The organism is Halomonas sp. PBN3 (genome assembly GCF_000475415.1).
GTDB lineage: Bacteria > Pseudomonadota > Gammaproteobacteria > Pseudomonadales > Halomonadaceae > Halomonas > Halomonas shengliensis.
In genome coordinates this window covers 21228-33124 of sequence record NZ_AXCA01000189.1, presented here as the reverse complement: position 1 = coordinate 33124, position 11897 = coordinate 21228, and the positions used below count along the sequence as shown (strand labels likewise).

11 protein-coding genes are annotated in these 11897 nt (G+C 58.5%); 6 read left to right on the top strand and 5 right to left on the bottom strand.

Annotated features, from left to right (window positions below; translation table 11 throughout):
* The coding region (locus tag Q673_RS37240) for a LysR family transcriptional regulator (RefSeq protein ID WP_442778055.1) at nucleotides 1-166 on the bottom strand (166 nt) is incomplete at its 3' end.
* Between the two features lie 182 nt (nucleotides 167-348).
* Here Q673_RS37240 and Q673_RS32490 point away from each other — a divergent pair.
* From Q673_RS32490 to Q673_RS32475, 4 genes are all read left to right on the top strand, one after another.
* Entirely contained in the window at nucleotides 349-1470 is a 1122-nt protein-coding gene (locus tag Q673_RS32490; protein WP_023006942.1) for an NAD(P)/FAD-dependent oxidoreductase, read from the top strand.
* Nucleotides 1471-1536: 66 nt separating this feature from the next.
* Nucleotides 1537-2286, top strand: coding sequence for a transporter substrate-binding domain-containing protein (locus Q673_RS32485; RefSeq protein ID WP_023006941.1), 750 nt, complete (start codon nucleotides 1537-1539; stop codon nucleotides 2284-2286).
* 540 nt (nucleotides 2287-2826) lie between these two features.
* Nucleotides 2827-3267, top strand: coding sequence for a LexA family protein (locus Q673_RS32480; RefSeq protein WP_023006940.1), 441 nt, complete (start codon nucleotides 2827-2829; stop codon nucleotides 3265-3267).
* A 14-nt stretch (nucleotides 3268-3281) separates the two neighbouring features.
* Nucleotides 3282-4556, top strand: a complete 1275-nt coding sequence (locus Q673_RS32475) for a Y-family DNA polymerase (RefSeq protein ID WP_023006939.1) — start codon at nucleotides 3282-3284, stop codon at nucleotides 4554-4556.
* Between the two features lie 321 nt (nucleotides 4557-4877).
* Here Q673_RS32475 and Q673_RS32470 read toward each other — a convergent pair whose 3' ends face one another.
* The 3 genes from Q673_RS32470 to Q673_RS32460 all read right to left on the bottom strand — a co-directional run bounded on the left by Q673_RS32470 (nucleotide 4878) and on the right by Q673_RS32460 (nucleotide 6886).
* Complete coding sequence (locus tag Q673_RS32470) at nucleotides 4878-5546, bottom strand: SOS response-associated peptidase (protein WP_023006938.1); 669 nt, start codon at nucleotides 5544-5546, stop codon at nucleotides 4878-4880.
* A gap of 2 nt (nucleotides 5547-5548) precedes the next feature.
* Nucleotides 5549-5833: a hypothetical protein gene (locus Q673_RS32465; RefSeq protein WP_023006937.1), complete on the bottom strand. Its 285-nt coding sequence runs from the start codon at nucleotides 5831-5833 to the stop codon at nucleotides 5549-5551.
* A 90-nt stretch (nucleotides 5834-5923) separates the two neighbouring features.
* Nucleotides 5924-6886, bottom strand: coding sequence for a hypothetical protein (locus Q673_RS32460; RefSeq protein WP_023006936.1), 963 nt, complete (start codon nucleotides 6884-6886; stop codon nucleotides 5924-5926).
* A gap of 125 nt (nucleotides 6887-7011) precedes the next feature.
* On the opposite strand from Q673_RS32460, the gene Q673_RS36620 reads away from it, so the two are divergent.
* Both Q673_RS36620 and Q673_RS36155 read left to right on the top strand, forming a co-directional pair.
* Nucleotides 7012-7656, top strand: coding sequence for a hypothetical protein (locus Q673_RS36620; protein WP_152527138.1), 645 nt, complete (start codon nucleotides 7012-7014; stop codon nucleotides 7654-7656).
* Nucleotides 7643-8761 carry an XRE family transcriptional regulator gene (locus Q673_RS36155; protein ID WP_161629681.1) on the top strand — a complete coding sequence of 373 codons (1119 nt, stop codon included), beginning with the start codon at nucleotides 7643-7645 and terminating at the stop codon, nucleotides 8759-8761. The genes Q673_RS36620 and Q673_RS36155 overlap by 14 nt, the downstream gene beginning before the upstream one ends.
* Before the next feature lie 67 nt (nucleotides 8762-8828).
* On the opposite strand, the gene Q673_RS32455 is transcribed toward Q673_RS36155, so the two are convergent.
* Nucleotides 8829-11876, bottom strand: coding sequence for a type III restriction-modification system endonuclease (locus Q673_RS32455; RefSeq protein ID WP_023006934.1), 3048 nt, complete (start codon nucleotides 11874-11876; stop codon nucleotides 8829-8831).
* Between the last annotated feature and the right edge of the window lie 21 nt (nucleotides 11877-11897).

Sequence of the window (11897 nt, the reverse complement as noted above, 5' to 3'; positions counted from 1 at the left end):
TCGCCCGGTCTACCCGACTAGTCCATACGCGCTGTACTTCGCGATGGAAGAGGCGCGCTTCAGGTGTCGGTATCAAGCGCCCACGTACTCGCTCAAACAGGTGAAACCCCAGATCATGCTCAAGCTGCTTGAGCAAGCGGGTGACCCCTGGCTGGGCGATAAGCATACGCCTTGCCGCACCGGAAACCGTGCCGCATTCCATGACCAGCTTGAAAGCAAGCACCTGCTTATCGCGAAGATGGGGAAGCTTCATAATATTTGTGTATCGTCATGGCAATTATTGGTATTGGATCGTATACCGTTCGCCTCGCTATCGTCGATGCATACCACTTACAAGAAGCGGATGGCATGCAGCAGGATTTCCTAATCATTGGTGGTGGTGTGGTCGGCATGGCAGTGGCCTATGGTCTGCTGCGTGCGGGCTGTCGCGTTACGGTGCTCGATGGAAGCGACGACTCACTGCGCGCCTCACGAGGGAACGCCGGTCTCACCTGGGTGCAGGGCAAGGGCGCAGGCATGCCAGCCTATGCCGAACTCAGTTTCGAAGCGAGCCTGGCCTGGCCTGAGTTTGTCGCTGAACTCGAGGAGCGCACCGGGTTAGACCTCGAATACGAACACAGGGGTGGAGTCGATCTCTGCTTCAATCAGGAGGAAGCAGAGGCACGTCAGCGCGAGTACTCGGCGATCCAGTCGACATCCCCCTACCTGGCGCGACAATTCCGTTGGCAATATCTCGACCGTACGTCGCTTGCCTCTTACCTCCCGGGGCTCGGCGAAGGCGTGCACGGTGGTACCTGGTCGCCCCATGACGGCCATTGCAATCCCCTGTATCTACTGCGCGCGCTGTTTTCAGCCAATCTCGGGCTCGGGCTCGATTATCGTCCTGGCTGCGAGGTGCACTTGCTCACTCCCCTCATGAATGGCTTTCGAGCGGCAACCACGCACGGCACCTACGAAGCTGAGCGCCTTATCCTTGCTGCTGGTCTGGGCAGCGCAGCATTGGCGCCGATGCTGGGGCTCAGTGGGGCGGTGCGTCCCGTGCGCGGCCAGGTCTTGGTGACTGAACGCCTGCAAAAAATTGCCCAACTGCCGACCCCACAGATTCGACAGACGGCTAGTGGCGCGTACTTGATCGGGGACATTCAGGAAGAGGTCGGTTTCGACAGGGGGGTGACCCTGCCGATAATGCAGCAATTGGCCGATCGCGCGGTGCGAATCTTTCCGTTTCTCGCCCATGCGCGACTGGTGCGCTCGTGGGGAGCGCTGCGCGTTATGACACCGGATGGCCACCCTCTCTATGAAGCTTCACGGCAATACCCCGGGGCCTATGGCCTAAGCAGCCACAGCGGTATCAGCCTGGCAGCCTTCCATGCCGGCCGTCTGGCCGAATCCATCCTGCAAGACAGCCTAAGTCACGAATACGCAAAGTTCTCCGGCGCGAGGTTCTCTCGCTCCGCCCTCAACCCATAGTGGCATAACAAGATCGGCCCGGAATCACCCACGCACATACGACAAAACAAACTGCGAGGATACAAAATGCGAATTCATACCCTCACCAATCTGCTGTTGTCAGCTGCCCTGCTCGGAGGAGTAGCCAATGCAGAAGATAAGCCGCTGCGCATCGGTGTCGATGTACCCTATGAGCCCTATCAGTACAAGCTGCCGGACGGCACTATTACTGGTTTCGAGGTAGAACTCGTCAATGCTGCCTGCGAGCGGATGCAGCGCGAATGCGTATGGGTCGAGCAGGCCTGGGATGGTATCATTCCGGCGCTTCAAGCGCGAAAGTTCGACCTCATTGCGTCGGCGATGAACATTACCGAGGAGCGCTCTAACCAGGTTCTGTTCTCGGATCCGTATTATCAGGTGCCTTCTGTCTGGGTCGGCAAGGCTGGCGCCGAGCACGATCTGGATGGTCCGCTTGAGGACACGACGATAGGCGTCCAGCAAGCGACCATCCAGGACGAGTACGTAACTCAGTTCTACCCTGATGCAGAGATCCGGCGCTACGCTGATTCTGGTTCGGTGGTTGCCGACATGCACGCTGGACGACTCGACCTGGTGTTCACTGCGTTCCCCCTGGCCCAGAGAACCATGTTCAACGATGACCGTTTTACACGACAAGGCGAACTGGTGACCGGCCCTGAATCAATCTACGGACCGGGAATAGGCGCCGCCTTCCGGCAGCGTGACGAAGCATTGGCAGAAGCATTCAATGAATCTATGCACGAATTAAAGAAGGATGGCTCCTTTGATGTGATTTTTGAAAGCTACTTCGAAAACTAAATGACATATTTATAGAAACACTGATCTATTACTTCACTTGATATCTTGGTCGCCGGCGGAGAAGGTACGCCAGCCCGGTCGAAATCCTCACCTAGTAGCGCATAGACCCCGGCCTCTGCGCTCCGGCGACGACCAACCTCTCTTCGCTCGCGACACATAAAAGCAGTTCCTTAGCTTTTCTTTAGCCGGTGGCCGGGGGGCATAGCCCTCCGGCATTTTAGGTTCTCCCAGCAAAGAGTTTACCAAACCACTTTATCGCCCTTCCTTGATTCATCCATGAAAAAGCCCTCTCTTGGCTAAAAGCAACCCTATTTCGGCATAGCCACTTTGGGTCGTGAGCCGACATACCACCGGAGCCAGTAGAGAGACCCACATTGACGAGTATGAGCTGCCATTTCGCACTCCCTTGCTATGCCGAATCCTCAGTCACATTAGCAACATCATGCTGCGCTTGCTCCCGACCTTCGTGGTGCATGGGCTTGGCAGACCGGGTCGTCTGCTTGATACTGTATAAATATCATGTATCGAGAGGAGGCCTCCATGACACACGCCAAGCTCATCCCCGCGGATCCGGCGCCGCCGGCACAGCCGCTGCCCTTCCCTCTGCCCCTCACGCGGGCCGGGCTGTCGGGCTTTCCGAGCCCTGCCCAGGACTATGAAGGGCGCACGTTGGACCTCAACGAGCGGCTGGTGAAGCGGCCGGCGTCGACATTCTTCATGACAGTCACCGGCGACAGCATGGAGGCGCTGGGCATCACAGAGGGCGACCTGCTGGTGGTCGATAGCGCCATCGAGCCGCGCCCCGGGCACATTCTGGTCGCCACGGTGGAGGGGGAGCTGGTGGTAAAACGCTACGAGCTGATCGGCAACCGCCCCTACTTCACCTCGGCGAACCCCGCCTACCGCCCCATCCCCGCTGCGGACCTGGAGTGCCAGGCCTGGGGCGTGGTGCGCGCGGTGGTTCACGAGTACACCGTCTAGCCGGGGCTGGGCCCATGATCGGATTGATCGACTGCAACAACTTCTACGTCAGCTGCGAGCGGGCCTTCCAGCCGCGGCTGGAGGGCGTGCCCGTGGGCGTGCTCTCCAACAACGATGGCTGCGTGATCGCCCGCTCCAACGAGCTCAAAGCGTTGGATGTGGCCATGGGCACACCTGCCTTCGAGCTGCAGCCACTGCTCCGCCAGCGGCGCATCGTGCTACTGTCGTCGAACTATGAGCTCTATGGGGATATGTCCTCCCGGGTGCAGCAGGTGCTGGAGGAGTTCTCTGCCGGCGTGGAGCCCTACTCCATCGACGAGATGTTCGTGCGCTTCGACGGCTTTGCCCCTGAGCAGATGCACCGTCACGCCCAGGAGCTGTTCACCAAAGTACGGCGCTTCACGCATATCCCGGTCAGCGTGGGGATTGCGCCGACGCGCACCCTGGCCAAGCTGGCCAACCGAGCGGCCAAGAAACTGCCGGGCTACGGCGGCGTCTGCGTGTTGAGAACCGGCAGCGAGACATATGAGACGCTGCTGCGTCAGGTGGAGCTGGGCGATGTATGGGGCGTCGGCCGCCGACTGGTGGAGCGCCTGGCGTTGATGGGCGTACACAGCGCCTGGGATCTCGCCCTGGCCGACCCCAAGCAGATTCGCCAGCGTTTCTCGGTCACCCTGGAGCGCACCTGCCTGGAACTGAAGGGCATTCCCTGCATCGAGATGAATGATCCTGGTGAGGCCCGTCAGCGCATCATGACGTCACGCTCCTTCGGGAGGATGACCGACAGCCGCGAAGAGATTCACCAGGCCATCCGGCAGTTTGCCCAGCGTAGCGCTGAGAAGCTCCGCCGACAGGACAGCCTGGCCCGAGCCGTCTACGTCTTCCTGAAGACCAATCGCCACCGCCCTGACCTGCCCCAGTACTCGCCCAGCGCCGTGGTGGAGCTGCCCTGCCCCACCGACGACAGCCGCGACATTCTGCTGACGGCTAGCCAGGCGTTCGCGGCCATCTACCGGCCCCGCTACCGCTTCATGAAGGCCGGCGTGATGCTGGTTGATCTGGTGGACGCCAACCGGGCCCAGCTCTCGCTGCTGGACACTCCGGAAAGCCAGGCCCGGCGGGAGCGCAGCGACCACCTGATGGCGACGCTAGATGCGCTCAACCACAGGATGGGACGCGGCACTGTGACCTTCGGGCGCGCCTCGCCCAAGGCCGCCTGGCAGCTACGCTGCGCCAACCGCACGCCACGCTGGACCACACGCTGGGACGAGCTGCCTCAGCTGCGCTGACACCCTGTCAGCCAAACACCATCATGTTTTTCCGACATAGCTCACACCACAGCGCCGTCGCTTGGCCCACAGTCTCTTTAATGGACACCAGCAGGGTGGGACATAGCATGGAGACCATCATACTGACCTGGTTGGATGACGGCGGCTGTGCGCTGATATGCGGCTGCGGCCAGAGACAGCGGCTGACCCACAAACCCAGGACTTGGAACCGCTTCGAATTCCTATGGCTCTCGAGCAGGCGCTTCAGGATTCGCTGTCGCGCTTGTCACGCTCATATAGAGCGCTTCGTCAGCCACCCCCGCACCTGGCGCCGGGGCGGCCTCACAGTGAGGGTAGCGGCGCTATCAGGCTGTCATCATCGTGAGTGGACGCGTTGACGCGGATGCTCACCGGCCAATGGGTGATCTGGCGAGGGTCGAGGTGACGGACGGTCTGCCGCATGGTCTCCCGGTCGGTCAGGTGCGGATCAAGCCACGGCGCAAGGCTTTCGGCATCCAGAGCCAGTGGCATGCGGTCATGGATCTGCTTGGCCACACCTCGCGCCGGTTCAGTTAGGATGGCGCACCCTGGCTTGCCGTCAGGCCGCTCCGACCAGATACCCGCAAACCAGAGCGGCTCAGCATCTTCACGCGTCAGGTAGTGGGGCTGCTTCTTACCATCGACTGGCGTCCACTCGAACCAACCGTTGGCAGGCACCAGGCAGCGGTGGTGGGCAAAGGCACCGCGGAAGTACCTTGAGGTCGCGACCTTCTCAACCCGAGCGTTGATGGGCTCAGGAGCGTCCTCGCCGGCCCAGTGGGGGTGATAGCCCCACCACACCGCATCCAGTACCAGAGGCGCCTCATCGTGCAACCGGCGCACGGCGGTGATCCAGGTACCCGGCGCCACGTTGTAACGCGGCACCAGGTCTGCCTCAGATGCCTCCAGTGGCAGGCGCAGCGACGCGGCCAGGCTCGGGTAGGGACTGTAGAGGGCAAAGCGGCCGCACATGATCAGCGTTTAGCAAGAATCACGCAGTGATGCCGCTGCCCGGCCAAGCGAGTCCCGCAGCAGGCACAAGGACTCGCTGAGAACTCATCGTCCATGTCGCTATCTCCAACCGCAATCTGACCCTCGGTGCGTTGGATCTCAGCGATGGCCTCGCGAATTTCCCGCTCGCGCTCGGCTGCCTCCTCCTCGCTCAGTGAGTAGTCCAGCCCAGTGGCATCGTCATTGGCGATGATCATCAGGCAGTCAGTGCAGACCATGAACTGGTCATCTATGACCTCAATCGACATGCTCGCTTCCTCTGCAGCAGATATGGGTGGCGCTGCTATGAAGACAAGCAGGCCAGAAATTGTCATATGCTACCCCAGCCCCCACGCCCTTCACGAGTGTTCGGCCGGAGCCACCCCCACCGTCTTCGCTGCCCCCACCTCGTAACCGCTGACCAGCACGTAGCGGCTGCCGCGACGGTGGTCAGCCCACTTGCCACGGTAGAAACGCTCGTCGCGCAGCTGCCGCCAGTAGGGCGATACCGACCGCGGCGCGGTCATCGCCAGGGTGAGCTCGCGGTCCTCGCGGTCGACGCCGACCTGGGAGAACGGAACGCCCTTCTTCCCCTCGGGGTGCTTATTCTTCATCCAGGCCGGCACCCCGTTCGACTGTGCCTCCGGGTAGGCGGAGAGGTACATGCCCAGGGAGAGCACGTAGCGCACCACCTCGCGCAGGATCATGCCCTCCTCGTCCGCCAGCGGCTGGGCGCGACCGCCGGCATGGTCGATCGCCTCGCGGTTAATGAAATCGGTAATCTGACTCGGCTTGAAGGCACCTCGCAGCATGGTGGGGTTGAGGCTCGGCTGGGTGTCCAGCGGGTTGTGGATCGCCACGATCAGCCACGGATCCCCGAGTCCCTCCATGTCCACGCCATGGGGGTTATTGTGGGCGTGCAGGAAGGCCTCGTAGCGGCTGGGCAGCGTGGTGGAATCCACCCAAGCGACCAGGGCACCGTCCACCGGATGGCCATGGAAGGTCTGGCTTGTCGGAAACGACAGGGTGCTGAACTCCCAAGGCCACGACCAGGCGTCACCCTGCACCTTGCTCAGCTGCACCGTCTGCAGCCAACCCGACAACGACGGCTCCGGCACCACCACCCTGCCCTCGCGGCCGTGGTGCCACTCGAGCATCAGCACCTCGCCGTTGATGGAGTGCACCACCTGCTCATCCAGCACCATCTGGCCGAAGACCTCGGCCTCAAGCCTGGGCTTCTTGGGCAGGCCCATCATCTTCATCACCGAGCGCACGTAGCGGCGGGTGAAGCTGGGATAGTGGCGATAGGTGGACTGGCTCATGAGTGGCTCGGCGTGGCAGAAGCGATGGCATCAGGGTACACCACCGACGGCTGATCCGGATGCTTGACAAATCTCAGAAAAGGAACAATCATGCTCTTTACAAAGTGACCTAATGGAATATTCACATGCCGCAAGCAGCCCACCCCTCTGCACTTGACCCAGAGCTGACTGAAGATCGCCTACATGATTTTGCACGGCTCATTCTAGACGTCTACTCCGAGGCAATTTCCAGCACACAGCACAAATACGATGATGCCTATACTCAAGGCTCTAGAGGTTGGGCTTGGGTGAGAAAAGCAATTCTAGAAAATGAAACCCGCTTCTCTTGGTTAAGAATTGTTCACCGAGGTAACGACATCCAGTTTAGAATAGGCGATACCACAGTATTCCGCTTCTTTTGCGATGACCCCGAAAGCCCAAAAAAGAAATTCGCGCTAACGCCAACCGAAGCAGAATCCTCAAATATCACTTTGCCTTTATTTGAAGATGCGCATGAAGAAGAGGAACCTGACGGACTCTGGCGCTTCATGATCAGAAAGGCAATTGAAGAGGATGACGAGCATGAAGTTTTTTGCGTAAAATACAAACCTGGACTAAAGCAAGCAATCGCAAAATGGCAATTTAACAAAGCCATAAAAACCTTTGTTTCTTCAAGTGAAGAAATACCTGCTGCTGCCAAGCTTCCGCCGATCAACCTCGAGCCTCGCCGAGATATTTTAGTCGAAGATGAAACCCATGAAATCCAGAAGTCACACGATGGCACAGTTTGAAGGAAGCCAGCTTCGCCTTGCTCGCCACTACTGGGGGAAAACGTTAAGCGAAATTGCTGAAGAGATCGGAAAAACGAGACAGTACATCTCTCAAATTGAGAATGGAAAAGCAGGGAAAAACATTAGCAGCGATACGGTTGAGCTAATCAGCAAGTGCCTTAAAGTAACACCTGAGTTTTTTTACAAGCAAACTCCACCCGGCCCCTCTGAGGATCAGGCGCACTTCCGCCGGCTATCCTCTACCAAGGTAAGCACACGATTGAAGGTGCTAGCCAGGGGGACCATTTTCGGCCATCTTGCCAACTATATTGATAGGCGCGTCGCTTTGCCTCATGTAGACTTTCCGGATTTCTCTGGAGCGGTGAGTTTTGAAGAAATTGAGCGTGCCGCCGAGCGCACCAGAAGCTATTGGGGATTAGGATTAGGCCCAATCGACAATATGGTAAGCGTCGTTGAGCATGCAGGGGCATTAGTGACATTTTTTCGTGACGCCTCAACGGAAATTGATGCCCTATCAATCCCAGCATCAAGGCCCATAATTGTTAGAAACGATGCTAAAGAAAGCCCCTTCAGGCAGCGTTTCGACATTGCCCATGAGATGGCACATCTAATATTACACGAAGGAATAATTACGGGAGATAGAGCAACCGAAACCGAAGCAAACCGCTTTGCATCGGCTTTTCTCCTCCCAAGGGCTACGTTTGCTAAAGTATTTCGCTTGAAAGGAAGGCGCTTGGACTGGCAATGCATAACTGAAATCAAAATGCAGTTCGGAGCCTCTAAAGCAGCTATTTTATATAGAGCCAAGTCTCTAGGAATGCTCACCGAGCAAACCTATAAAGGCGGAGTGATTTACCTAAAAAACAGCGGGCAAAGCAAGAGAGAAAATGAGGATCACCTTGTAAAGAAAGAGCAAGCAGAGCTACTGATAAAGTCATTCAAAGTTTTGCATGAGCATTTCGGAATGAACCTGATCGACCTTGCTGCGGAAATAGGCGTACAGCCAGAGCTTCTGGCAAATGTGCTGCCCGAAATCCCAGACAATGAGCTCTCTCAAGAATGGTATACGAGATTTAGGCGCCCATCCTTAACCATTGTGCAGTAGCGCCACCACATTGTTCCTCTTGAAATGCAGACTCCCAACCTGGAAGTCTGCATTTCGTTATCAACAGCTACCTCACCAAATTCATCAACTTATCATACGAGTCCACAACGTCATACTTCACCTTCGCCGTAGCGATGGTGTCGAAGAATTCCGTGGCGCACTTGATCTTCGCCTGCTCGATTTCACGCAGCTCCAGCGATGACATACTGCCCTTGGTCTCGGCCACGAAGTAGACGTGTTTGACATCATTCTCGTTGAAGGCGATGGCCCAGTCGGGGTTGTAGTTGCCCACCGGGGTCGGGATGAAGAAGCTTTTCGGCAGCTTAGCGTAGACCACCACCTCCTTGCCGGTGTCGAGCTCTTCGACGAAGTCCCGCTCGATCTTGGAGTCGGTCACTACGTAGTCATAGACGTGGCGGTTGGCCTTGTAGGCTCGATCCAGCTGGTTCTCCGGCTTCTCGATGGTGAAGATTTCCCGGCTGTGCTGCTCGTTGATGGGGTCGTAGCTGATGTGCTCGACTACCATGCTGGCCTTCTGCTCGTTGATCAGCCTGGCAGCCTGGGCCATGAAGTCCTCGGGGTTCATCTGGTACTGCTTGAAGGTCTTCGGCTGAACCTTGGAGAGAATCGCCGCCACGGTACGCCGCGTCAGCTGCGTGGCCTCGGCCAGGCGGCCGATCAGGTCGTACTGGACCGCCGAGTGAAGCGAGCCATCATGCTTGACCCGCTCGCTCTCGTTGACGGTGAAGGCCTGCCCGCTAGTCATGTCCTGGTAGCTAGCTTCGGCCTTCTGAGTTCCGCGTTCGACCTTATATTCGAGCCGCTTAACCTTGAGGTTTTCATTAAGCTCTCCAACGCATTTCTCGATCAGCTCGTTGGAATCGAAGCTGACCGAGTAGGCCGCCTTGCGGTTGATGCGCTCCCAGAGCTCCTGAAATTCCTTCTTGTGGAAGTTGTCGTTGAGCGGATTCAGCTTGGCCTTTCGGCCGTCCTCGATGTGCGGCAGCTGGGCGTTGCTGAAGACGCTATCGATCAGCTGGAGCACCTGCTGTGCGTACGGCTGCAGCGCCTCCGGCAGCTCGGCCAGGGTGCCGTCCTCCTTGGCTTGGTGGTAAGCCTCGGTGATATGGTCGGCGTTATCCGTGTAGTCGTTCTTGAGCAGGTAGCGGTAGATCTCCTTGGCCATGGCGGGCGTGACCTCAACCTCGCCCTCATCCGACACGAGCAACTTGCCGGTGAAGTAGGCCTCATCGGCGACCCGCGGGCGCTCGGAGAGATCATTGCTGATGTCGCGCTGCAAGGCGGTGACGAAGTCCTTGTAGCTCTCACTGGCGACCACCGTCAGCTCGTTGATGTCGTGCACCGTCAGCGGATCGTCCATGCGGTCCCCCAGCTGGTTGACCGCTAGGCGCAGGCCGCGTCCCACCTCCTGACGCCGGGAGATGGTGTTGTCGCTGTGCTTCAGCGTGCAGATGACGAACACGTTGGGGTTGTCCCAGCCCTCCCGCAGTGCGGAGTGGGAGAAGATGAAGCGCGTGGGCTCCTCGAAGGAGAGCAGGCGCTCCTTGTCCTTCAAGATCAGGTCGTAGGCATCGACATCGTCCGTCTCGGTCGAGCGCGCCTTGGTCTTGGGGTCGACGAGGCGCTTGGACTTCTTGTCGATGGAGAAGTAGCCGTTGTGGGTATCCGAGGCGCTGATTCCCTTCAGGTAGCGGTTGTACTCACTATCCTCAAGGGTCAGGACGTGGTTGAGCTCGTGGTTGTACTCCTCCTCGAAGATCCGAGCGTACTCACCCAGCACCTCACCGCCCTCATCGTACTGGCGGTACTTGGCCACCTCGTCGATGAAGAACAGGGTGAGCACCTTGACCCCCTGGGAGAACAGCAGCTGCTCCTTCTTGAAATGCGCCTTGACCGCTTCGCGGATCTGGATCTGGCGCAGCGCCTTCTCGGTGACATCGACGGTCACCTCTCCAGCGGTGAGCTCAACGCCGTTGGTGAAACTGAGCTGATCGATCCTGGCATCAATCTCCGAGACGACGAATCCCTTGTACTGGTCCAGCCCATCCGACAGCTCATGCAGGTTGTCACCCTTGCCCAGCTTGCGGCGCTTGCGCTTCACGCCGCTGGCCGACTTCTCCTCGTACTCGACCCAGGCCACAGGAGGCTTGTTCTTGGCCGTCTCGATATTCTCCAGGTAGAGGTAGGCATCGGTGCCGGTGAGGCCCTTGGTGGTGACGCCATGCACCGAGATCTTCTTCACCAGCTTCTGGTTGTAAGCGTCCAGGGCGTCCAGGCGGTGGATCTTGTTGTAGGTCGTTTTGTGGGTCGCCGAATAGCGCACGATGAAAAGGGGATTGAATTTCCCCAATGACTTCAATGCAGTATCGGTACCCATTTTCTGGGGCTCATCGACTATCACAATAGGTCGGTTAGCCTTGATGACATCGATGGGGCGCCGCGACTGAAAGTCGTCCAGCTCATCGTAGATGCGGAGGTTGTCGGCACTGCGAGAATTGAAAGCCTGAACATTGATGACCATCACGCTGATGCCGGCATCCGAGGAAAAGCTCTCTACGTTGTGCAGCTGCTTCGAGTTGTAGATGAAGAAGCGCGCCTTCTCCCCGTAGCTCTCCAGGAAGTGGTCGGCGGTGATCTGCAGCGACTTGTAGACCCCCTCGCGGATGGCGATGCTGGGCACCACCACGATGAACTTGCTCCAGCCGTAGCGCTGCTTCAGCTCGAACATGCTCTTGAGGTAGACGTAGGTCTTGCCGGTGCCGGTTTCCATCTCTACGTCCAGGTTGTAGGGGCAGCCGGTCTTGTCATCCTTTTTCAAGCCGTCGGAAAGCGGCAGGTTCTGGCGGCGCTGCACGGTCCGGATGTTGTTCAGGAGCTCAAGCTCCGTCAGCTCCAGCGCGGCGTTCTTGAAGCCGGCGTCGTCGGAATCTGGCGAGGCATACATGTCACGCTGCATTGGCTGCGCCAGGGGTGCTGTCTCGCCCGGGTCGATGCGGTAGCGGATACCGCTGCTGAAGGGCTGGCCAGCAAAGCAGTCCGCCAGCGCCTCGACTGCCCGCGTCTGGTATTCCTGAGTCTTGAACTTGAGCTTCATGGCCTTCCTTTCTGCACCGGC